At 67.2% G+C, this 20429-nt stretch carries 23 protein-coding genes and 1 other RNA gene; 10 read left to right on the top strand and 14 right to left on the bottom strand.

Features of this window, described 5'->3' with window-relative positions; genetic code table 11:
• Positions 1 to 11: 11 nt before the first annotated feature.
• From E8M01_RS19155 to E8M01_RS36005, 3 genes are all read right to left on the bottom strand, one after another.
• Entirely contained in the window at positions 12 to 980 is a 969-nt protein-coding gene (locus E8M01_RS19155; protein WP_136961587.1) for a tyrosine recombinase XerC, read from the bottom strand.
• Positions 981 to 1028: 48 nt separating this feature from the next.
• Positions 1029 to 1508: a bacterioferritin gene (bfr, locus tag E8M01_RS19160; protein ID WP_136961588.1), complete on the bottom strand. Its 480-nt coding sequence runs from the start codon at positions 1506 to 1508 to the stop codon at positions 1029 to 1031.
• Between the two features lie 187 nt (positions 1509 to 1695).
• Positions 1696 to 1902 (bottom strand): (2Fe-2S)-binding protein, encoded by a 207-nt coding sequence (locus E8M01_RS36005; protein ID WP_425467667.1) that lies wholly within the window; start codon positions 1900 to 1902, stop codon positions 1696 to 1698.
• 302 nt (positions 1903 to 2204) lie between these two features.
• Between E8M01_RS36005 and E8M01_RS19170 the strand changes: the two genes are divergently transcribed.
• A complete protein-coding gene (locus E8M01_RS19170) occupies positions 2205 to 4382 on the top strand; it encodes a primosomal protein N' (protein ID WP_136961589.1) in 2178 nt (725 codons plus the stop codon).
• A gap of 3 nt (positions 4383 to 4385) precedes the next feature.
• Here the strand turns inward: E8M01_RS19170 and ygfZ are convergent, their stop codons facing one another.
• Complete coding sequence (ygfZ, locus tag E8M01_RS19175; protein WP_136961590.1) at positions 4386 to 5249, bottom strand: CAF17-like 4Fe-4S cluster assembly/insertion protein YgfZ; 864 nt, start codon at positions 5247 to 5249, stop codon at positions 4386 to 4388.
• 131 nt (positions 5250 to 5380) lie between these two features.
• Between ygfZ and E8M01_RS19180 the strand changes: the two genes are divergently transcribed.
• Together E8M01_RS19180 and E8M01_RS19185 are read left to right on the top strand one after the other, a co-directional pair.
• Positions 5381 to 6718 carry a dihydroorotase gene (locus E8M01_RS19180; protein ID WP_136961591.1) on the top strand — a complete coding sequence of 446 codons (1338 nt, stop codon included), beginning with the start codon at positions 5381 to 5383 and terminating at the stop codon, positions 6716 to 6718.
• A complete protein-coding gene (locus E8M01_RS19185; RefSeq protein ID WP_215908769.1) occupies positions 6715 to 7326 on the top strand; it encodes a class I SAM-dependent methyltransferase in 612 nt (203 codons plus the stop codon). The genes E8M01_RS19180 and E8M01_RS19185 overlap by 4 nt, the downstream gene beginning before the upstream one ends.
• 27 nt (positions 7327 to 7353) lie before the next feature.
• Here the strand turns inward: E8M01_RS19185 and E8M01_RS19190 are convergent, their stop codons facing one another.
• The 6 genes from E8M01_RS19190 to E8M01_RS19215 form a co-directional block, all read right to left on the bottom strand.
• On the bottom strand, positions 7354 to 7686 hold the full coding sequence (locus E8M01_RS19190; RefSeq protein ID WP_136961592.1) for a YegP family protein: 333 nt from the start codon (positions 7684 to 7686) through the stop codon (positions 7354 to 7356).
• Positions 7687 to 7783: 97 nt separating this feature from the next.
• Entirely contained in the window at positions 7784 to 8518 is a 735-nt protein-coding gene (locus tag E8M01_RS19195) for a hypothetical protein (protein WP_136961593.1), read from the bottom strand.
• Positions 8519 to 8547: 29 nt separating this feature from the next.
• Positions 8548 to 8808 (bottom strand): hypothetical protein, encoded by a 261-nt coding sequence (locus E8M01_RS19200; RefSeq protein WP_211596658.1) that lies wholly within the window; start codon positions 8806 to 8808, stop codon positions 8548 to 8550.
• Positions 8809 to 9007: 199 nt separating this feature from the next.
• On the bottom strand, positions 9008 to 9427 hold the full coding sequence (locus E8M01_RS19205; RefSeq protein ID WP_211596742.1) for a TIGR02301 family protein: 420 nt from the start codon (positions 9425 to 9427) through the stop codon (positions 9008 to 9010).
• 61 nt (positions 9428 to 9488) lie between these two features.
• On the bottom strand, positions 9489 to 9944 hold the full coding sequence (locus E8M01_RS19210; protein ID WP_342778617.1) for an NUDIX hydrolase: 456 nt from the start codon (positions 9942 to 9944) through the stop codon (positions 9489 to 9491).
• A 33-nt stretch (positions 9945 to 9977) separates the two neighbouring features.
• The gene (locus E8M01_RS19215) at positions 9978 to 10490 is read right to left on the bottom strand and encodes a hypothetical protein (RefSeq protein WP_170181973.1); all 513 of its coding nucleotides are present in this window, start codon (positions 10488 to 10490) and stop codon (positions 9978 to 9980) included.
• 171 nt (positions 10491 to 10661) lie between these two features.
• Between E8M01_RS19215 and E8M01_RS19220 the strand changes: the two genes are divergently transcribed.
• The gene (locus E8M01_RS19220) at positions 10662 to 11417 is read left to right on the top strand and encodes an SOS response-associated peptidase (RefSeq protein WP_136961597.1); all 756 of its coding nucleotides are present in this window, start codon (positions 10662 to 10664) and stop codon (positions 11415 to 11417) included.
• Positions 11418 to 11836: 419 nt separating this feature from the next.
• Here the strand turns inward: E8M01_RS19220 and E8M01_RS19225 are convergent, their stop codons facing one another.
• Positions 11837 to 13279, bottom strand: coding sequence for an FAD-binding oxidoreductase (locus E8M01_RS19225; RefSeq protein WP_136964724.1), 1443 nt, complete (start codon positions 13277 to 13279; stop codon positions 11837 to 11839).
• Positions 13280 to 13436: 157 nt separating this feature from the next.
• On the opposite strand from E8M01_RS19225, the gene ssrS reads away from it, so the two are divergent.
• The 6 genes from ssrS (at position 13437) to ribB (ending at position 18198) form a co-directional block, all read left to right on the top strand.
• Positions 13437 to 13592, top strand: a non-coding RNA gene (gene ssrS, locus E8M01_RS19230) — 6S RNA.
• 30 nt (positions 13593 to 13622) lie between these two features.
• Positions 13623 to 14192, top strand: coding sequence for a 5-formyltetrahydrofolate cyclo-ligase (locus E8M01_RS19235; protein WP_136961598.1), 570 nt, complete (start codon positions 13623 to 13625; stop codon positions 14190 to 14192).
• Positions 14192 to 15001: a TIGR00282 family metallophosphoesterase gene (locus E8M01_RS19240; RefSeq protein ID WP_136961599.1), complete on the top strand. Its 810-nt coding sequence runs from the start codon at positions 14192 to 14194 to the stop codon at positions 14999 to 15001. Before E8M01_RS19235 ends, E8M01_RS19240 begins: the two co-directional genes overlap by 1 nt.
• 90 nt (positions 15002 to 15091) lie before the next feature.
• Positions 15092 to 15538, top strand: coding sequence for an SgcJ/EcaC family oxidoreductase (locus tag E8M01_RS19245; protein WP_136961600.1), 447 nt, complete (start codon positions 15092 to 15094; stop codon positions 15536 to 15538).
• Between the two features lie 167 nt (positions 15539 to 15705).
• Positions 15706 to 16791 carry a chorismate synthase gene (gene aroC / locus E8M01_RS19250; protein ID WP_136961601.1) on the top strand — a complete coding sequence of 362 codons (1086 nt, stop codon included), beginning with the start codon at positions 15706 to 15708 and terminating at the stop codon, positions 16789 to 16791.
• Positions 16792 to 16872: 81 nt separating this feature from the next.
• Positions 16873 to 18198 carry a 3,4-dihydroxy-2-butanone-4-phosphate synthase gene (ribB, locus tag E8M01_RS19255; protein WP_136961602.1) on the top strand — a complete coding sequence of 442 codons (1326 nt, stop codon included), beginning with the start codon at positions 16873 to 16875 and terminating at the stop codon, positions 18196 to 18198.
• A gap of 19 nt (positions 18199 to 18217) precedes the next feature.
• Here ribB and E8M01_RS19260 read toward each other — a convergent pair whose 3' ends face one another.
• The 3 genes from E8M01_RS19260 to E8M01_RS19270 form a co-directional block, all read right to left on the bottom strand.
• Positions 18218 to 18622, bottom strand: coding sequence for a cupin domain-containing protein (locus tag E8M01_RS19260; RefSeq protein ID WP_136961603.1), 405 nt, complete (start codon positions 18620 to 18622; stop codon positions 18218 to 18220).
• Between the two features lie 69 nt (positions 18623 to 18691).
• The gene (locus E8M01_RS19265) at positions 18692 to 19582 is read right to left on the bottom strand and encodes an SDR family oxidoreductase (protein ID WP_136961604.1); all 891 of its coding nucleotides are present in this window, start codon (positions 19580 to 19582) and stop codon (positions 18692 to 18694) included.
• 64 nt (positions 19583 to 19646) lie between these two features.
• Complete coding sequence (locus tag E8M01_RS19270) at positions 19647 to 20393, bottom strand: enoyl-CoA hydratase-related protein (RefSeq protein ID WP_136961605.1); 747 nt, start codon at positions 20391 to 20393, stop codon at positions 19647 to 19649.
• Positions 20394 to 20429: the final 36 nt, after the last annotated feature.

Genomic DNA, 20429 nt, shown 5'->3' on the forward strand with positions numbered 1-20429 from the left:
GTCCTTGCCCGTCACGCCCGCGGGTGGGCGCTCTCATAGACCTTGAGCAGTGCCGCGGTATCGACCTCGGTATAGATCTGGGTCGTCGACAGCGAGGCGTGGCCGAGCAGTTCCTGGATCGAGCGCAGGTCGCCGCCCCGGCCGAGCAGGTGGGTGGCGAAGGAATGGCGCAGCGCATGCGGCGTCGCGCTGTCGGGCAGGCCGAGAGCGCCGCGCAGCCGCTCCATGGTCAGCTGGATGATCCGCGGCGACAGCGGGCCGCCCTTGACCCCGACGAACAGCGGGTCATCAGCGCCGAGGCTCCACGGACAGATTTTCCGATAGTCCGCGATGGCATCGGCGACCTTGGCGATGACCGGCACCTGGCGCACCTTCTCGCCCTTGCCGGTGACCGTCACCTGGCCGTTGGCGCCGGGCGGCGGCGCGTCGCCCTGCTTCAGCCCGAGCGCTTCCGAGATGCGCAGGCCCGAGCCGTAGAGCAGGCCGAGCACGGCAGCGTCGCGTGCGATCACCCAGGGCGCGGCATCGTCATGGTCGCGGGCGGCGGCGGAAGCGACCCGGCGCGCGGCCGGCATGGCCAGCGGCCGCGGCAGCCGGCGCGCGACCTTGGGCGAGCGGATCGCGGCAAAGGCGGCCATCCGGCCTTCGCCGTCACGCTCCAGGAAGCGGGTGAACGAGCGGATCGCGGCGAGTGCCCGGCTGATCGAGGCTGGATCGAGCTTGTCGGCGCGGCGTTTCGCCATGAAGGCGCGCACGTCGCGCGGCGCGATGGCGCCGAGCGCCGTCAGCGACACCGTTTCGCCGAGATGGCCGGACAGGAAGCCCAGGAACACCCTGGCATCGCGGCCATAGGCTTCCAGCGTCTTCGGCGACAGGCGTTTTTCGGTGCCGAGATAACGCAGCCAGCGCCCGACCGCCGCGACCGTATCGGCCGCGGCGCCGGGCATCAAAAGATCAGCGGGCGCATCGAAGTCGGACATGCGTTGACCATGCCACGGACCGGTTCATGCCCGGTGAACGCCGGCCGATCAGTGATCGAGTTCGCCGATATGTTTCTGGGCATAGAGCTGGATGCCGACCGTCTTGATCACGTCGAGCTGGGTCTCCAGGAAGTCGATATGGCCTTCCTCATCGGTCATCAGCGCGATGAACAGGTCGCGCGAAGGGTAGTCCTTGACCGTCTCGCAATAGGCGGCGGCCTCCTGGTAGAGCTTGCGGGCACCGATCTCGGCCTTCAGGTCGCAGCCGATGACCTCCTTGATGTCCTGGCCGATCTCCAGCGGATCGAGCACCTGCAGGTTCGGATGGCCCTCGAGAAACAGGATCCGGTCGATGAACTTGTCGGCATGGACCATCTCCTCGATGGATTCCTTGCGCCAGGTCTTGGCCAGCTCCTTGAAGCCCCAATTGTCGAGCATGCGGTAGTGCAGCCAGTACTGACTGACGGCGGTCAGCTCGCTGCGCAGGCCCTTGTTCAGATATTCGATGACCTTCTTGTCGCCCTTCATGAGCCTCGTCCTTGTGCTGATTGCGCCAGCCATGCCTGATTGCCGAGCCAGTTTATAATTATTCCAGACAAGAGCGCAAGACTGAGCACGGCCGCTGACGCGTGTCAGCGCATCGCCGACGACGGCACAGGCGTGGCCCGAAGCGGAGCGGGTAGGTGGACCGTCAGGAGGTTCGGAGGGAAAGGGCCTATTCGGCCGCGACGAGGTGCGGCGCCTCGTGATGCGCGCATTGGCCGACCGGGCAGGTCGTGCAGCCCTGGTCGACACCGGCTTCGCGCATGATCGCCAGGATGGTGCGCGCGCAACGCCCGCAATTCGGGCTGCAGCCGAGGCAGCTATAGACCTCGCCCACCGCACGCGGACATTCCGGGCCGTCACCGAGACACGCTCTCACGTCGTGGTCGCTGAACACATTGCAATGGCAAACGATCACTGCGTGTCTCCGCCCCTGCCTCGCGCGAGAAATGCCGCGGAGCGTCGAGGGCACCCATTGTCTAGCGTGAAAACCTCATGATTTCAACGACTTGATATGAATTTAGAGGCGTTCGAAAGAGTCCCGCAAGTGGCAGAAGTGCTGACGTTTTTCGCCAAGTAGCGAATCATTCCAAACTGGAAACGCTGGTTCCGGGCAGCAGCCATTCGCTCGCGCGGCGGCGCGGGATAGCCCGTGCGCGGAATCCGGGCTAGGCCTTTGCCATGTCCGCGCCGCGCTATGCCGATGTCCTGATTCCCGTCGCCGTCGATCGCCCCTACAGCTACCGCATCCCCGCGGATCTTGCAGTCGGGCCCGGCGATCTCGTGGCCGTGCCGCTCGGCAACCGCACGGCGGTCGGCGCGGTCTGGCGTCTGCGCGACGAGCCCGGCGGGGTATCGCACAACCGGCTGAAGGACATCGCGGCCCGCCATGACGTTCCGCCGGTGCCGCATGAGATCCGTCGCCTGGTCGACTGGATCGCCGACTATACGCTCGCGCCGCGCGGCATGGTGCTGCGCATGGCGATGCGCGATCCCGACGCCCTTGCGCCGCCCCGGCCGCGCATCGGCGTGCGCGCCACCGGCCAGCCGGCGAGCCGGCCGACGCCGTCGCGCGCCAAGGTCCTGGCCCTGATGGCCGATGGGCTGGCGCGGGGCAAAAGCGAGGCGGCGCGCGAGGCCGGCGTCTCGGTCGGCGTCATCGATGGCCTGGTCGACGACGGCGCGCTGGAAGCGATCACGCTCGCCCCCGAGGCTGTCGCCCTGCCGCTCGATCCGGCCTATGCGGTGGCCAGCCTCAACACCGCCCAGAAAGACGCGGCGCTGGCCATCGAGGACGCCGTGGCGGCCGGCGGTTTCCAGGTCTTCCTGCTCGACGGCGTCACCGGCTCGGGCAAGACCGAGGTCTATTTCGAGGCGGTGGCCGAGGCGCTCAGGCAGGACAAGCAGACGCTCATCCTGGTGCCGGAAATCGCGCTCACCACCCAGTTTCTCGACCGTTTCGCCCAGCGCTTCGGCCACCGGCCGGCGGCCTGGCATTCCGGTATCGGTGCGACCAGGCGCGCCCGGGTCTGGACCGGGGTCGCGGCCGGCGAGGTCAAGGTGGTCATCGGCGCGCGCTCGGCGCTGTTCCTGCCGTTCAAGGCGCTTGGCCTGGTCGTCGTCGATGAGGAACACGAGCAGGCCTACAAGCAGGATGACGGCGTCCACTACCATGCCCGCGACATGGCGGTGGTGCGTGCCCGCTTGCACGATGCGCCGGTGGTGCTCGCCTCGGCAACGCCTTCGGTCGAATCCAGGGTCAATGCCGACAAGGGTCGCTATCGGCGGCTGATCCTGCCCGAACGTTTCGGCGGGCGCGAAATGCCCAAGATCGCGACCGTCGACCTGAAGACCAGAGGTGCGCCGCATGGACGCTGGATCTCGCCGGCGCTCGAGCTGGCGGTCCGCGACACCCTTGCCGCCAAGGAACAGTCGCTTCTCTTCCTCAACCGGCGCGGCTATGCGCCGCTGACGCTTTGCCGGGCCTGCGGCGAGCGTGTGCAATGCCCGAACTGCACCGCCTGGCTGGTCGACCATCGCTTCCGCCGGCGGCTGGTCTGCCACCATTGCGGTTTCTCCATGCCGCCGCTGGAGCATTGCCCCAAATGCGAGGCGGTCGACAGTTTTGTTGCCTGCGGGCCCGGCGTCGAACGGCTGGCGGAAGAATGCGCCACGCTGTTCCCGGAAGCCCGCCTTCTGGTGCTCTCCTCCGACATGGCCGGCGGCATCGAGCGGATCCGCCAGGAGATCGAGGCCGTCGCCAAGGGCGAGGCCGACATCGTCATCGGCACGCAACTGGTCGCCAAGGGCCACAATTTCCCGCATCTGGCTTTGGTCGGCGTCATCGATGCCGATCTTGGCCTGTCCAATGGCGACCCGCGGGCCGGCGAGCGGACGTTCCAACTGTTGCAGCAGGTGGTCGGCCGGGCCGGCCGGGCCAAGGACGGTTCGCGCGCGCTGATCCAGACCCACCAGCCGGCCCATCCGATCATCGACGCCATCGTCAAGGGCGACCGCGAGGCCTTCTACGCCGCCGAGATCGCCATGCGCGAAGAGGCGCAACTGCCGCCCTATGGCCGGCTGGCGGCGCTGGTCGTCTCGGCCGAGGCCCAGGCCGACGCCTTCGGTTATGCCCGCACCATCATGCGGGCGGCGCCTGTCGGCACGGATGTACGGCTCCTGGGCCCGGCCGAGGCGCCTCTCGCCCTGGTGCGTGGTCGCCACCGCGTCCGCCTGCTGGCGCGTTCAGCACGGGCCTTCGACATGTCCGGCTGGCTGCGCGCCTGGCTCTCCTCGGTCGAGGCGCCGCGCGGCAATGTCCGGCTCGAAATCGATGTCGACCCGCAGAGCTTCTTGTAGATCTTAGGCCAGTGCCGTCTCGCCCGGCCAGGCGAAGCGCGCCCAGTCCGGCTTGACCGGGGTCAGCACGATGCCGCCGGCGGTGATGGCCAGGCCCGCGGCAAGCGCATCCTCGATTCGGTCGAGCCGCAGCTTGGCGAGGCCGCGGCCTTCGGTTGCCGAGCCCATATGGCCGATCAGCTTGTCGCCGGCGGTCACCTCGAGGCCGGCCTCGGGTGCGGGCCCGTCGAACCTGACCGGCACGACACGGGTGCGCGCGGTGCCGCGATGCTGCATGCGGCTGACCACCTCCTGGCCGATGAAACAGCCCTTGTCGAAGGCGACGCCCGACAACTGGTCCATGTCGACCTCATGCGGGAAGGCGTCGCCATAAGCGAAATCCTTGCCGCCTTCGGGAATGCCGAGCGCGATGCGATGGGCGTGATAGGCTGCGGCATTGGCTTCGCCGCCGGACGGCCAGGGCCCGATGACCCGCCAGCCGAGCTTGGGGTGGCGCGGATCGCGGGCGGCGAGCGTGCCGTCGCCGGGCGCCACATCGGTCCCCCAGACGGCGGTGACATCGAGGCTGTCGGACCGGTCTTCGATCGTCACCTTGGCGCGCAGCTTGTAGAAATTGAGCTTCTTGACCAGGTCGCCGGTCAGCGCCCGCGGCGCGTCGAGGATCAGTCCGCCGGCCGCGGCCGCCGGCGCCCTGATGATGAAGAAGTCGGCGACGATCTTGCCTTGCGGCGTCAAAAGGGCGCCGAAGCCGGCGCTGCCCTCGCCGACCGTGTCGACGTCGCAGGTCACCAATCCTTGCAGCAGTTTCACGGCGTCGTCGCCGGTCAGCTTCACCACGCCCCGGTCGGGCAGAAAGGCCGAATGCATTCCTGAGGCTCCCGCACGGCCAGTTGCGCGCGAGCGTTTCGCACGACTTGGCACCTTGTTCGATCTCCGACATAAGCGTGTCGGCACGCCGCTCCAAGGGTGCCGTCGTCACCATGCCGGAGATAGCAGCCATGTCCCAGACCTTCGACGTGATCTACCGCAGCGGCACGGTGGTCAATCAGGATGGCCGCGGTGAGCGCGATATCGGCGTGACCGGCGGCCGGATCGCCGCGATCGGCGACCTGTCGCGGGCCTCTGCCGGCGAGCTGGTCGACTGCACCGGCCTGCATATCCTGCCCGGCGTCATCGACAGCCAAGTGCATTTCCGTGAACCGGGACCGAGCCACAAGGAAGACCTCGAGACCGGTTCGCGCGCCGCCGTCATGGGCGGCGTCACCGCGGTATTCGAAATGCCCAATACCGATCCGCAGACCACCACCGAAGCGGCGCTCGCCGACAAGGTCGCGCGCGCGGCCCAGCGGATGCATTGCGATTTCGCCTTCTGGGTCGGTGCCACCCATGGCAATGCCGGCGAGGTGGCCGAGCTGGAGCGCCTGCCGGGGGCCGCCGGCATCAAGGTGTTCATGGGATCGTCCACCGGCTCGCTGCTGGTCGAGGACGACGAGGGTGTCGCCTCGATCCTCCAGCACACCCGCCGGCGCGCCGCCTTCCATTCCGAGGATGAATACCGGCTGCGCGACCGCAAGGACCTGCGCATCGAGGGCGACGCGCGCTCCCATCCGGTCTGGCGCGACGAGATCGCGGCGCTGACCTGCACCGAACGGCTGGTCGGCATCGCCAAGCGCTTCAACGCCAAGATCCACGTGCTGCATATTTCGACGGCCGAGGAAATCGACTTTCTCCGGGGCCACAAGGATGTCGCGACCTGCGAGGCGACACCCCATCACCTGACCCTGGTGGCGCCCGACTGCTACGAGCGGCTCGGTACGCTCGCCCAGATGAACCCGCCGGTGCGCGAAGCCCGCCACCGCGACCGTATCTGGCATGGCATCGGCCAGGGCATTGTCGACGTGCTCGGCTCCGACCATGCGCCGCACACGCTGGAAGAGAAGGCCAAGACCTATCCGGCTTCGCCTTCCGGCATGACCGGCGTGCAGACCCTGGTGCCGATCATGCTCGACCACGTGAATGCCGGGCGGCTGACGCTGGAACGGTTTGTCGATCTGTCGAGCCACGGCCCGTCGCGCATCTTCGCGATCGCCGGCAAGGGCCGGATCGCCGCCGGTTATGATGCCGACCTGACCATTGTCGATCTGAAGCGGAAGGCCAGGATCGGCAATTCCTGGATCGCCTCGAAGAGCCAGTGGACGCCTTATGACGGCCTTGAGGTCACCGGCTGGCCGGTCGGCACGGTCATTCGCGGCCGGCGGGTGATGTGGGAGGGCGACCTGGTGACGCCGTCAGGTGGCGAGGCCGTGCGGTTCCAGGACGCCGGCGGGCCGCGGTGAGCGGCCAGCGGCGCTCGACCGATGGTTATGCCGAGAACGCGGCGGCGCTGACCGCGCAATATGAGAGCATTACCTTCGACCAGGTGCATCACGACATTCTGCATCTTCTCCCCGCCGAGCCCGTCCGTGCCATCGATATCGGGGCTGGGACCGGCCGCGACGCGGCGGCGCTGGCGGCGCGCGGCCACCGGGTGCTGGCGGTCGAACCGACAGCCGAACTCCTTGCCGAGGCCCGCAGGCTGCACCCGGATCCCAGGATCGAATGGCTGGACGACGGCTTGCCCGAGCTTGCCCGTGTCCGGGCGCGGGCCGAGCGCTACGACCTCGCCTTCCTGACCGCGGTGTGGATGCATCTCGATGCGGCCGAACGGGAGGCCGCGATGGCGGCGCTGGCAAGCGTGATGGCGCCGCACGGTCTGGTGTTCATGACGCTGCGCCACGGGCCGGTGCCACCGGGCCGGCGCATGTTCGACGTTTCGGCGGATGAGACCGCGGCGCTTGCCGTCGCGAATCGGCTCACCGATATCCATCGCGGCAGCCGCGGCGACATGCTCAGCCGCCGCGCCGTGACGTGGAGCGTCCTGGCGTTCCGGCGGACTGGCGCCTGAGCGGCCGAGGCCGCCCGGCGCCGACCATCAGGTCTTGTCGTCGAGCGTCGCCTTCGGCGCGTTGGCCTTCACGCTGTCGATCCCTGCATCGCGGGCGGCGACCGAGGAATAGGTTTCACTGGTGCCGATCACCTGGCTGTTGGCAGCCTTCAGGTTGAACATCGGCTGGCCGCTCTTGGCGTCCTTGCGCTCATAGCGCGCGTCCAGGGGAGCGTTGGTCCTGACCGAGGCGATGCCGTTCTCGGCGGCGGCCTTGGTGGTATAGTGCTCACTGCTCAGAATGGTCTGACCATTGCCGGCCTTGAGCACGAAGTGGAACTGACCACTTGCTCCCTTCGACAATACGAACGTCCCAGCCATCGGCATCCTCCCTCGTTTGCGCGCGAATCGAGCGTCGGCAAAGTCTAAGGGGCGGGGTGATGGGTTCAAGCCAGGGGGTCGGCACAGGCCGGCCCGATCACTCCCCGGCCAGGAAATAGTGCAGCGTGCCATCAGGGCCGATGCCGAGCCGCCAGAACACCCAGGCGTTCAGCACCCGCATATCGCGCACGTCCTGGGCCGTCATCAGCCGGTAGAGGTCGACCGATTGTTGCGGCGTCAGCCGGTCAAGCGGCACATGGGCAAGATAGGGCCAGACCGTCATTTCCTGCGGCGTGCCCTTGTTGATCACCGCCGCCGGCAGATCGAGAATGTTCAGCAGGATGGCCAGGATCTCGTGGCCTTCGCCATCGCCCGAGGCCTGTTTCCAGAAGGCGACCGGGTCGCGTTCGCTGCCGCGGCTGAACACCGGCGTGGTTTCGTTCATCTGGAATACCACCGCCAGGCGTTCGATATTGCCGGAGCGGGCCGCGAGGATGAGCTTCTCGCGGGTATGGCCGACGCGTTCGCGCAGATCTTCATTGTCGGGCAGCAATTCGACGGAAACCGGTGGCGGCGTGCGGCGCTGCGCCGGCGGCGCGGGCGCCGGCGTGGCGGTCGTGGCCGGAGCAGGTGTCCGGGGTTCAGGATCGCCGGCACGCGGCGTCACATCGCGAATCGTCGATCTGAGCGGCGTGCTGGTGCTGGACAGTCGCGGCTGCTGGACCTCGGCCGGCAGGCGCGCCCGGTCGGTCGGCATGATCTGGCCGACCGCGACGCCGAGCACGGTGATCGAAACGACGGCACCAAGGATTGCGACAGTCCGTGGGTTCAACAGGCCAGCCCCCGCAGCCGCTTGACCGGTCAGTGCGCTGAGCGGTCCACCGTGAACTCGCCGGCGCGCACGCGCTCGGCCAATCGCTCGGCGAAGACGGCGGCAGCTTCTTCGCCATAGGTCGCCACCATCTCGACGAAAGAGGCGAAGACGGCGGCCTGTGCGATGCAGTCGACGTCGAGACCGTCGAGCCGTGCCTCGGCGAAGGCCTCCGACACATAGCTCATCGCCGCCTGCCGCTGGTCTTCGGCTTCGGCTGCACGTGCGGATATCGCGGGAGCAAACTGCATCGTCATGTCCTGATGGGGGACCGGCGGGCCTGATTTGCCCCATGACGGGACACTAGCATGGGCTGTCGCCAAGGGCAGCCAATTCTCACCGGAAGGTTAACATCCGTGAATTAATCTTCTGTGATCCCAAAATGACACGCAGCACCGCATGTTTCCCGCTCAACTTCGACCGTTTTGTCCAAGTCGAGCGGGAAACACTCTAATTCACGAACCTGCTGGTGATATCGGCGACGATGCGCTGACCCTCGTCCAGATAACGCCTGGTCGCGACCTGGGCCGCCGGTGTGCAACTGCGATGGGTCTGCTCGAACCCGGCATAACCGCGGTTGAATCGGAGCGTCAGCCGTTCGCGCCGCTCGCCGCTGCCGGCCTCGGCGTCGAGCAAGGCCTGCATCTCGCGGCGCCAGGCGCCGGTATCCGGCGCGGTGCAAAGGGTGCGCAGGTAGTGCAGCGCCCCCATGATCTCGGCCAGCCGCAGCAATTGCGGCTCATAGGGCGCCTGGAGCAACGCCTCGGGCACGGCCGGAGGCGGCGGCGGTGGCGTTGCCGCGCGCTGCGCCGCAGCCGCCGTCGGCAAGGCGAGACCGAGCATCAGGGCGAAAAGCGCGCGGCGGATCATCTTGAAGATATGCGCCAGCCGGGCAGGCACCGCAACATCGGGCGCGCGACAGGGTTGACGGTCAGGCCGGCGCGGCGAGGCCGCCGGCGGCGGCGAGCGCAAAGGCCGCGCGCGCCACATCCGCGAGCCCGTCGGTGGTGGCCAGGCGGCCGATCTCGGCAAGGCTGACCCAGCGGATGTCGGACGCTTCGGGCGAAGGCTCGCCTTCACCGGAGAGCCAGCGTGCGGCGTAGCTGACCACGACGAAGTGCCGTTCCACCCGGCCGTCGGCATCGCGCGTGATGATGTCGCGGGCGCTGCACAGGCCGACCGGCGCGGCCAGCACCGAGACCTCCTCCATCAATTCGCGGGCGGCCGCTTCGGCCAGCGTCTCGCCGATTTCGACCAGGCCGCCGGGCAGGCTGTAGAGCCCGCGTCCCGGCGGGTTGGCGCGCTGCGCGACCAGCATCCGGTCGCCGCGAATCACCGCCGTCGAGACGGCCAGGATGGGGCGGGGCGGATAGGAGCGATCGGTCATGGCCATCCGAAGGAGTTGGGCGGCCGGACGCTATCAGCGCGTCATCAGGGCGTCGATGGCATCCTGGGCCGAGGCCGGCGCCATCTGGTCCTCATCCTCGTCGACGACGGCGTTCATCACGCCCACCGCGCGCGCGGCGAGCGGCTTCAGGATGAAGCCCGCCTCCTCGGCGATGATCGCGGCGGCGGGGCCGGCGCCGACGGCCTTCAGACTGTCGATGGCCGCCGTCATCAACTGGTCCATCTGGTCGATGACGGCGTGGAAGCGGCGGAGCACGGCGGCCGGCGCGTGCTGATAGACCTGCAGCACCAGCTCCTTGTCGCGATAGCTCGACTGCAGGAAATGCTGTTCGTAGGTCAGTGGCGTCCAGCCGATCACGTCGTCCATGCAGTCGGGCATGGACGGGATCAGCTCGAGCAGCATGATCGCTTCGTTGAAATGGTTCAGGTAGTCGGTTGCCAGCTTCGTCTCGGGGTGGATATTGGCCGCGCGCAGACGCTCGGGCGTCGGCATGAGGTGCGCGTCCTGGAGATCGGCTGCAAGCATCGGCTAATGTGTGTCCTTCTGGGCTCCTCTATCAGCCACGACCATGGTGAAGGAAGGTTTAAGCCGATGCCTGGGGCGAAGCTCTCGAACGCCAAAATCGTCAGCAATGCCAGCGGAACCGGCGAGCGTCGTGCGCGGCGGGCGCGCCTGGCCGTCGGATCGGCCTGAGCCATGTGCGGCCGCTTCGCCATTACCACCATGCCGGAATTGCTCAGGGAGCAGTTCGGTTATGTCGACCAGCCGAATTTCCCGCCGCGCTTCAATATCGCGCCGACCCAGCCGGTGCCGGTGGTCACCATCATCGAGGGACGCCGGCGTTTCGTGCTGATGCGCTGGGGTTTTCTGCCGGGCTGGGTCAAGGAACCCAACGAATTTCCGCTGGTCATCAATATCCGCGCCGAGACCGCGCGCGAAAAACCGTCGTTCCGCGCCGCCTTCCAGCGCCGGCGCGGGCTGATGCCGGTCGATGGCTTCTACGAATGGCGCCGCGACGGCCGGGTTTCGACGCCCTATCTGATCCGCCGGGCCGACGGCGCCCCCTTTGCCTTTCCGGCCCTGTGGGAAACCTGGGCTTCGCCCGACGGGTCGGAGATCGATACCGCGGCGCTGATGACCACCGAGGCGAGCGGGTCCTTGCAGACGATCCATCCGCGCCAGCCGATCATCCTCGATCCGACGTCGTGGGACGAGTGGCTCGACCCGGCAACCTCGCCGGACCGGGCCGAGGCGCTGCTGAAAGCACCCTTGCAAGGCGAGCTGGAGCTTCGCCGCATCGGCACGGCGGTCAACAAGGTGACCAATGACGGGCCAGAGGTCCAGGACGAGGCGGGTGACGAGGACGCCGCCCCGCGACCGGCGAAGGCGCCGAAGCCCGCCGCCAAGCCTAAGGCGCCGCCTGGGGATGAAGGGCAGGGCAGCCTGTTCTAGTCCCGCTGCACAGTGATTATGGCTCTTTGACCGGATCGGAGCGGCGACGCTTTTCGCGGGTTCTGTGTAAGCAATTGGGCTGAAGTCGTGGGTGGCCGGGACAAGCCCGGCCAGGACGGGGAGAGCGGGGCGATGGCGGCCTGGCACCACGTCGTCGTGCTCGCGCCACTTCGTCTTGCCCGGGCTTGTCCCGGGCATCCACGCATTCATCCGGTCGCGATAATCAAGTCGTGGATGGCCGGGACAAGTCCGGCCAGGACGAGGGTTGCTCCCTGGAGATGGGCGCAGGACCCGCGCCGTGGCCCAGCTCACCGTGAGGTCGACACATCATCCTCTCCGGGCTTGTCCCTGATATCCACGACGTGTTTGCACCAAGATCAACCGGTCATGATCACGGCGCGGCGGTCCCAGACCTCCGCCTACAACACCTTGCCCGGGTTCAGGATGCCGTTCGGATCGAGCAGGGCCTTCAGGCTGCGCATCAGCTCCAGCTCCACCGGATCCTTCACACCGGGCAGCAGGTAGCGCTTCATCCGGCCAATGCCGTGCTCGGCCGAGATCGAGCCGCCGAATTGAGCGACGATGCCGTGCACGAGTTTGTTCACGGCCTCCCACTGGCCGAGGAACGCCGCTTTGTCGGCACCGACGGGCTGGCTGATGTTAAAGTGAATATTGCCGTCGCCGAGATGGCCGAAAGGCACCACGCGGCAGCCGGGGATCAGTTTCTCGCAGGCTGCCGTCGCCTCCGCGATGAAGGCCGGCGCCGATGCCACCGGCACCGAAACGTCGTGCTTGATCGAGCCGCCTTCCGGCTTCTGCATCTCGCTCATGCCCTCGCGCCAGCGCCAGAATGAATTGCGCTGGTCGACGCTTTCGGCGATCGCCGCATCCTCGACGAGGCCGTCCTCGTAGCCGGCCGCCAGCACGTCCTCCAGCGTGTCGCGCAGGCCCGCGGCGGCGGCCGAAGACAGCTCGACCAGGCAGTACCAGGGCGCGGGGGCGGCCAAGGGATCGCGTGTGCCCGGCATATGTTTCAGCACGAATTCGAACAGGTTGCGTGGCATCAGCTCGAAGCCGCTGACCGCCGGCCCGGCGCGCTCCTGGGCTCGCGTCAGCAGTTCGAGCGCAGCCGTGGGTGACGCGACGCCGACCCAGGCGGCCTCGATCGCGCGCGGCGCGGGCGACAGTTTCAGCGCCGCCGCCGTGATGATGCCGAGCGTGCCTTCCGCGCCGACGAACAGGTGTTTCAGGTCGTAGCCGGTATTGTCTTTCTTCAGCGTGCGCAGGCCATGCCAGATCCGCCCGTCGGCGAGCACGACTTCGAGACCGAGCACCAGGTCGCGGGCCAGCCCATAGGCGACGGCTTGAGTGCCGCCGGCATTGGTCGCCAGATTGCCGCCGATCGTGCAGGAGCCCTTCGAGCCGATATTGAGCGGGAACAGGCGGTTGACGGCTGCGGCTGCGTCCTGCGCTTCCTGCAGCGTCACGCCCGCCTCGACGATCAGCGTATTGCCGGCCGGGTCGACCGCGCGGATCGCCTTCATCCGGTTGAGCGAGACGATGATCTCGCCGCCGTCCTCATAGGGCAGGTGGCCGCCGACGAGGCCGGTGCCGCCGCCTTGCGGCACAAGCCTGGTGCCGGTCTCATTGGCAAGTTTCAGGATCGCCGAGACCTCGTCGGTCGAGCCGGGCCTGAGCACCAGCGGCGTGCGCGCGACATAAAGCTCGCGCCAGTCCTTCAGATAGGGCGCCTGATCGTCCGGATCGGTCACGGCATAACGCTGGCCGACGATCCCGGCGAAGCGTTCGATCAAGGCCGGCGGGAGCGGCGGGGCGGCGGCGAAGGGCTCGGGAAGCGGCATGGCTGTTTCGGTCTGGCGAGTTCGGCTCGGCTGCGGGACGTGGCTGGCTTTTACTAGGGCCGGGCTTTGCCGCGCGGTCAACAGACGGGGCGGGATGGCAGTGCTGAATAGCGCCTCAAGGCCCTTCCGCTTCACGCCGCGAGCGCCTATCTTCGTGACAGAGCTGCGACGCCCGTCAGGACCACAATTCCCCGGGGCCTTATCGATCTCAACGGGAGCTGTCCCTGACCCGGTCCCTGGACTGGGATATATGGCGCCCACCTACTTAGGTAGGTTCCCGGGATCGAGCGTTCAACGGCGAAGCGGCTCTACTTGTTCTCTTGGATCCTCGCGTCGCGGGCCGATGCTGCATTTGTCCAAATCCGCCTTGCGCGAGGCGGCGCTCGGCCGCCGCGACGCTCTCTCTCCCGAGGCGCGCATCGAGGCGGCGCTGGCGATCGCGGAGCTTTTCCCGCTCGACCGGATTGCCGTTGCCGGCAAAATTGTTTCGGGCTTCCTGCCGATCCAGTCGGAAATCGACGTCAGGCCGCTGATGGACCGGCTTCGCATTGCCGGCGCGCGGCTTGCCCTGCCGGCCTTCGACAACAGGACCGCGCCGATGACCTTCCGGGTGCTGGAGCGCGGCGCCCCCCTTGTGCCGATGGGTTTCGGCACCTATGGCCCGGGCCTGGACGCGCCGGAGGTCGAACCCGACATCCTGCTGACGCCGCTTTCCGCCTTCGATCGCGCCTTTCACCGTATCGGTTATGGCAAGGGCCATTACGACAAGGCGCTGGCGCGGCTCGACGAGACCGGCCGCCGGCTGGCCATCGGGGTTGCATTTTCCATCCAGGAAGTCGAAGTGGTGCCAGCCGAGCCGCATGATCGCGGGCTCGACGCCATTTTGACCGAGACCGGATTCAGGGCCCCGTGATGCGCCTCTTGTTCCTCGGCGACGTTGTCGGCAAGTCGGGCCGGGTCGTCGTCACCGAAAAGCTGCCCGGCCTCGTCGCCGATCTGAAGATCGACTGCGTCGTCATCAATGGCGAGAACGCCGCCCACGGCTTCGGCATCACCGAGGCGATCTACCAGGAACTGCTGGACGCCGGCGGCGACTGCGTGACGCTCGGCAATCATTCCTGGGACCAGCGCGAGGCGCTGGTCTTCATCGACCGGGCGCCGCGGCTGGTGCGACCGGTCAACTATCCCGCCGGCACGCCGGGGCGCGGCGCCGCCCTGATCGAAACCCGCAAGGGCGCGCATGTGCTCGTCGTCAATGCCATGGGCCGGGTGTTCATGGATGCCATGGACGACCCCTTCGCGGCGGTCGAGCGCGAGATCGAGGCAGCCCCTCTCGGCCGGGTCGCCGATGCCGTCGTCATCGATATTCACGCCGAGGCGACCAGCGAGAAACAGGCCTTCGGCCACATCTTCGACGGCCGCGCCTCGCTGGTCGTCGGCACCCATACCCATGTGCCGACCGCCGACCACCGGGTCCTGCCGGGCGGCACCGCCTTCATGACCGATGTCGGCATGTGCGGCGACTACGATTCGGTGATCGGCATGGACAAGGCCGAGCCGTTGCGCCGCATGCGTGAGAAGACCCCGGGCGGCAAGTTCGAGCCGGCCAGCGGCCCTGCCACCTTGTCGGGCATCCTGGTCGATCTCGGCGCCAACGGCCTGGCGACCAGGGTCGCGCCGCTGAGGGTCGGCGGCCGGCTGGAGACCACCATTCCCGTCTGATTCTCGTTCAGCCGGCGCTTTCAGCTCGGCTTGGCATCGGACCGCCGCTTCGGTGTACATTGGGCCACGTCTCAAACGAAGGAGGTGGTCATGAAGCTGTTTGTCCATGCCTTGTGCCTGTCGTTCGCCCTGGCCGGAGGGGCCGCCGGCGCCGGGCCCGCCGAGGAGGCCAATGCGGTGATCGACCGGTGGGTGGCGACCTACAGCGCCAATGATCGTGACGCGCTGGTGGGTCTCTATGCTCCGGATGCCATTCTCCTTGGCACGACAAGTCCGATGATCTCGGAGGGAACGGAGGAGATCCGGACGTATTTCCAGGATCTTCCGGGCAGCGGCCGCAAGAACGCAATTGTCGAAAGGCGCACCATAGTTCTGGGCGAGGACGCGGTCCTGGGCACGGGCTTCTATAATTTTGCGCGAGCGGCGGAAAAAGACGTTCCGCGCCCGTCGCGCTTCACCATGCTCATCGTCAGGCGTGATGGCCGATGGATGATCGGGCATCACCATTCGTCACCGCGTTCCGCATCGCGGCAATAGGACAGAGCCGCCGGGCGTGGGCTGCGAACTCGGTCGCGCGGCCGTCGGCGCTGGCCCCAGGTGCCGGAAGCGGAGGTGCCAGGATCGCCGGTCGATATGAAGCCCGATGCCGCGTCCCGCTTGACCCGGCACTTGACCCTGTCTGGGCTTGCGCCTAACCAACCGCCATGTCGCACAACACTTTCGGCCACCTGTTCCGCGTCACCACCTTCGGCGAGAGCCACGGGGTGGCGCTTGGCTGCGTGGTCGATGGCTGCCCGCCGCGGATCCCGATCACGGCGGAGGACATCCAGGCCGATCTCGATCGTCGCCGGCCGGGCCAGTCGCGCTTCACCACCCAGCGCCGCGAGCCCGACGAGGTCAAGATCCTGTCCGGCGTGATGATCGATGACGACGGTGTCCAGGTGACCACCGGCACGCCGATCGCGCTGTTGATCGAGAACACCGACCAGCGCTCGAAGGACTATTCCGAGATCAAGGACAAGTTCCGTCCGGGTCATGCCGATTTCACCTATGAAATGAAATACGGCATCCGCGACTATCGCGGCGGCGGTCGCTCGTCGGCCCGCGAAACCGCGGCGCGGGTTGCCGCCGGCGCCATTGCGCGCAAGATCGTGCCCGGCCTCGACGTCCGTGGCGCGCTGGTCCAGATGGGGCCGCATGCCATCGACCGGGACAAGTGGGACTGGGACGAGATCGGCAACAACCCGTTCTTCTGCCCGGACAAGGACAAGGCGGCCTTTTACGAGAGCTATCTCGACGGCATCCGCAAATCCGGTTCGTCGATCGGCGCCGTGCTGGAAATCGTCGCCGAAGGCGTGCCGGCAGGCCTGGGCGCGCCGATCTATGCCAAGCTCGATGCCGAGATCGCCGCGGCCCTGATGGGCATCAATGCCGTGAAGGGCGTCGAGATCGGCGCGGGTTTCGCCGCCGCCTCGCTCTCGGGTGAAGAAAACGCCGACGAGATGCGCATGGGCAATGACGGCAAGCCGCTGTTCCTCGCCAACAATGCCGGCGGCATCCTGGGCGGCATTTCGACCGGCCAGCCGATCGTCGCGCGCTTCGCGGTCAAGCCGACCTCGTCGATCCTCAATCCCCGCCTGACCATCGACAAACATGGCGCCGAGGCCGACATCCTGACCAAGGGCCGCCATGACCCCTGTGTCGGCATTCGCGCCGTGCCGGTCGGCGAGGCGATGGTTGCCTGCGTCATCGCCGACCACTATCTGCGCCATCGCGGCCAGAACGGGTGATATTCACCCTCGCTGAAATGCAGGTCTGGTATTTTTGATTTTCAGTTTGACTGAAAGTCCTGCGACGCCCATCTTCTCCTCATGAAGCTCGACATCTGGCTCACCCGTGCCGGCATCACCCGGCTTGCTTTCGCGAAAAGCCTCGGCGTCTCGCCGGGCACGATCACCGCGCTGTGCAATGGCGAGGCGCCCTGGATGTCGCGCGACACGGCCGAGCGCATTGCCGGACTGACCGGCGGCGCCGTCACCCCCAATGATTTCATTGGCCTGAAAGGGCCACGCGATGAGGAAAGAGCCATGCTGGAAGCCACCGAGCGCGTGAAGGCGGCCCTTGATGCCTTCGCCAAGGGCCAGATCGTCGTGGTCACCGATGACGACGACCGCGAGAACGAAGGCGACCTGATCGTCGCGGCGTCGCTCTGCACGCCGGAGCAGATGGCCTTCATCGTCCGCCACACCTCGGGCATCGTCTGCACGCCCTTGTCGGTCGAGGAGGCACGCCGTCTCCGGCTCGATCCGATGGTGTCGTCGAACGACAGCCCGCACGGCACCGCTTTCACCGTGTCGGTCGACTATCGTCACGGCACCACAACCGGCATTTCCGCCGACGACCGCACCGCAACGGTGCGCGGGCTGGCCAATCCCAATGCCGGCGCGGTCGATTTCGTCCGCCCCGGCCACATCTTCCCGCTGATCGCCAAGGATGGCGGAGTGCTGATGCGCTCCGGCCATACCGAGGCGGCGGTGGATCTCTGCAAGCTCGCCGGCTTGCCGCCGGTCGGCGTCATCTGTGAACTGGTCAATGACGACGGCACGGTCACCCGCGGACCGCAGGTGGCGGCCTTCGCCGAGAAGCACGGCCTCGTGACCGTCTCGGTCGCCGACCTGATCAAATACCGCCAGGCGCGCGACCGGCTGGTCGAGCGGGCCGGCGAATTCCCGATCGAGACGCCTTACGGGCCGGCGCGGGGCATCGCCTATCGCACGCCTTACGACAAGGTCGAGCACCTCGCCATCGTGTTCGGCGAGGTCGAGGACAATGGTCCGACGCTGGTCCGCCTGCACCGCGAGACCGTGCTGCGCGACGTCTTCGGCAAGAACCCGGTGATCGATTGCGCGGTGAAGCGGCTTGCCGAAAAAGGCGGCGTGCTGATCTACCTGCGCGACGGTACGGCCGGCGTGCCCAGTCAGTCGCTGGCGGCTTCCGCGCCGCAGCCCGATGTTCACGAGAGCCACGGCTCGGCCAAGATGCGCGACGAACAGTGGCGCGAGATCGGTCTCGGCGCCCAGATCCTGCGCGACCTCGGGGTCCACACGATCTCGCTGCTCGCCTTCAGGAACCGTCACTATGTCGGTCTCGGCGGCTTCGGCATCGAGATCAAGTCGACCGAGATGCTCGACGCCTGAGGGCGATGTTCCGCCCGTCTCAGTGGGCCGGATCGAGGAACGGCGTTCCAGGGTCGCCGACATAAAAGACAACCAACCGCAGCGGCTCGGTCGCGCTGCGGTTATGGCCGGTCATCTTGACATGCGGTGGCTCCACGAAGGACTGGCCGGCCCGGACGACTATGGTCGGCCGGCCCTCCAGTTCCAGGGTGAAATTGCCCTCCATGATATAGACGGTGACCGGAAAGCGGTGGGTGTGGAACACCGTGCTCTGGCCGGGCAGGAAGTGCGCCGTCATGACGTGGACCTCCTGCTTCTCGCCGCGCGGCATCCCCTCGATGATCTCACGCAGGACCGGATTGGGGCGGGCGAGGTCCTGGGCAAGGGCCGGCGGAACCAGCGCCATCGCCGCGGCCAGGACGATGCTTGTCACAGTCTTGCTCATGACGCGTTCCTCCGTCGGGATCCGCCGGCCATGACGGTCCCGAACGCGCCACTTGTAAAGGCGCCGGCGTCAGGGATTGGCGGGTTTCGCCGTCAAGGGGCCGTAGCTGGCACTCGCCGGCGGCTTGATCGCCTCCGGCACGAAGAAGTCGGGGGCCAGCGACTGGCTCGGGTCGACACGGTAATGATCGAAATCTGTGACGCCTTCGCCGGCGAGGAAGGTGTCGTCGATCAGGAAGTGGCCGGTGAAATTGGCCGGCTTGTTGAAGATGACATGGGCCGCGTCGGCGAGAATCTCCGGCGAGCGGCTCATGCTCATCAGGTTGTCGCCGCCGAGCAGGTTCTTGACCGCCGACGTCGCGATGGTGGTGCGCGGCCACAGCGCGTTGACGCCGACCTCGCCCTTCAATTCGCCCGACAGGCCGAGGATGACCAGGCTCATGCCGAACTTGGCCATCGAATAGCCGGTCGATCCGGCGAACCATTTGACGTTCATGTCGAGCGGCGGCGACAGCGCCAGGATATGCGGGTTGCGGCCGGCTGCCGCGCTCGTCTTCAAATGCGGAATGGCGTATTTCGAGACGAGATAGGTGCCGCGGGCATTGACCTGGTGCATCAGGTCAAAGCGCTTCATGTCGAGCTTTTCGACCGGCGCGAGATTGATCGCGGAGGCATTGTTGACGACGATGTCGAGGCCGCCGAAACGCTCGACGGTCTTGGCCATGGCGCTCGCGACGCTCTCCTCGTCGCGGACATCGACCACCAGGGGCAGCGCATCGCCGCCGGCGGCCTCGAGCTCTTCCGCAGCTGAATAGATCGTGCCCGGCAGTTTCGGATGGGCCGTCTCGGTCTTGGCGGCGACCACGATATTGGCGCCGTCCCGCGCTGCCCGCAACGCGATGGCGAGGCCGATGCCGCGCGACGCGCCGGTGATGAAAAGCGTCTTGCCCTTGAGGGTCATGATGTCCTCCCTTGCTGACGAAAGTTTCTAACGCGCGCCGCGGCCCGGTCTTGCGCCTATTGGCTCATTTGCGGGTCATGAAGGCCATGAACGCCTGCTTGGCCTCGTCCGAGGCCAATTGCTGGCTGAACAGCCGGCCCTCCTCGTCCATGCGCTCGCGCAGCGCCGCGGCACCTCCGCGCAGCAGGCGGCGGGTATGGGCCAGCGCCTGGGGCGGCTTGGAGGCGAGCTTGGTTGCAGCCTCCAGCGCCTTGGCCTCGACGTCTGCTTCGGGCAGCTCGGCGTTGATCATGCCGATGCGCACGGCTTCCGCCGCGCCGAAGCCTTCGCCGAGCATCAGGTATTCGGTCGCCTTCTTCAGGCCGGCAAGCTGCGGCAGCAGCAGCGACGAGGCGGCCTCCGGCACCAGGCCGAGATCGACGAAGGGCATGCGGAACAGCGCTCGCGGGCTCGCATAGGCCAGGTCCATATGCAGCACCATGGTGGTGCCGACCCCAACCGCGATGCCATCGATCGCCGCGATCATCGGCACTTCGACGGTCGCCAGGGCCTTGATGAACTGGAAGGCCGGCGACGCATCCGAGCCGCCGCCCGAACGGGCGATGAAATCGCCGATGTCATTGCCCGAGGTGAAGACGCCCGGTCCGCCGGCGAACACCACCGCGCGGGTGCCCTGGGCGGCAGCGTTCTCGATCACCTCACGCATCGTGTCGTACATGTCGCCGGTCAGCGCGTTCTTCTTGTCGAGCCGGTTCATGCGAACCAGCACGACACCCTTGTCATGCCTGGTGATGCTGATGTGGTCGGTCATTTCAAACGGTCCTTCGCGCGATCCTTGGGGCAGGCA

The sequence above is a fragment of the Phreatobacter stygius genome (assembly GCF_005144885.1).
GTDB classification, from domain to species: domain Bacteria; phylum Pseudomonadota; class Alphaproteobacteria; order Rhizobiales; family Phreatobacteraceae; genus Phreatobacter; species Phreatobacter stygius.

Bases quoted from the DNA above. Each gene is read 5' to 3' on its own strand.
- E8M01_RS19220 (WP_136961597.1), top strand. From the start codon at position 10,662: ATGTGCGGCCGCTTCGCCATTACCACCATGCCGGAATTGCTCAGGGAG.
- aroC (WP_136961601.1), top strand. From the start codon at position 15,706: ATGTCGCACAACACTTTCGGCCACCTGTTCCGCGTCACCACCTTCGGC.
- E8M01_RS19215 (WP_170181973.1), bottom strand. From the start codon at position 10,490: ATGCTTGCAGCCGATCTCCAGGACGCGCACCTCATGCCGACGCCCGAG.
- E8M01_RS19245 (WP_136961600.1), top strand. From the start codon at position 15,092: ATGAAGCTGTTTGTCCATGCCTTGTGCCTGTCGTTCGCCCTGGCCGGA.
- ygfZ (WP_136961590.1), bottom strand. From the start codon at position 5,249: ATGCATTCGGCCTTTCTGCCCGACCGGGGCGTGGTGAAGCTGACCGGC.
- E8M01_RS19155 (WP_136961587.1), bottom strand. From the start codon at position 980: ATGTCCGACTTCGATGCGCCCGCTGATCTTTTGATGCCCGGCGCCGCG.
- bfr (WP_136961588.1), bottom strand. From the start codon at position 1,508: ATGAAGGGCGACAAGAAGGTCATCGAATATCTGAACAAGGGCCTGCGC.
- E8M01_RS19225 (WP_136964724.1), bottom strand. From the start codon at position 13,279: ATGCCGCTTCCCGAGCCCTTCGCCGCCGCCCCGCCGCTCCCGCCGGCC.
- E8M01_RS19190 (WP_136961592.1), bottom strand. From the start codon at position 7,686: ATGGCTGGGACGTTCGTATTGTCGAAGGGAGCAAGTGGTCAGTTCCAC.
- E8M01_RS19260 (WP_136961603.1), bottom strand. From the start codon at position 18,622: ATGAGCAAGACTGTGACAAGCATCGTCCTGGCCGCGGCGATGGCGCTG.
- E8M01_RS19170 (WP_136961589.1), top strand. From the start codon at position 2,205: ATGTCCGCGCCGCGCTATGCCGATGTCCTGATTCCCGTCGCCGTCGAT.
- ribB (WP_136961602.1), top strand. From the start codon at position 16,873: ATGAAGCTCGACATCTGGCTCACCCGTGCCGGCATCACCCGGCTTGCT.
- E8M01_RS19200 (WP_211596658.1), bottom strand. From the start codon at position 8,808: ATGCAGTTTGCTCCCGCGATATCCGCACGTGCAGCCGAAGCCGAAGAC.
- E8M01_RS19205 (WP_211596742.1), bottom strand. From the start codon at position 9,427: ATGATCCGCCGCGCGCTTTTCGCCCTGATGCTCGGTCTCGCCTTGCCG.
- E8M01_RS19180 (WP_136961591.1), top strand. From the start codon at position 5,381: ATGTCCCAGACCTTCGACGTGATCTACCGCAGCGGCACGGTGGTCAAT.
- E8M01_RS19240 (WP_136961599.1), top strand. From the start codon at position 14,192: ATGCGCCTCTTGTTCCTCGGCGACGTTGTCGGCAAGTCGGGCCGGGTC.
- E8M01_RS19210 (WP_342778617.1), bottom strand. From the start codon at position 9,944: ATGACCGATCGCTCCTATCCGCCCCGCCCCATCCTGGCCGTCTCGACG.
- E8M01_RS19235 (WP_136961598.1), top strand. From the start codon at position 13,623: ATGCTGCATTTGTCCAAATCCGCCTTGCGCGAGGCGGCGCTCGGCCGC.
- E8M01_RS19265 (WP_136961604.1), bottom strand. From the start codon at position 19,582: ATGACCCTCAAGGGCAAGACGCTTTTCATCACCGGCGCGTCGCGCGGC.
- E8M01_RS19270 (WP_136961605.1), bottom strand. From the start codon at position 20,393: ATGACCGACCACATCAGCATCACCAGGCATGACAAGGGTGTCGTGCTG.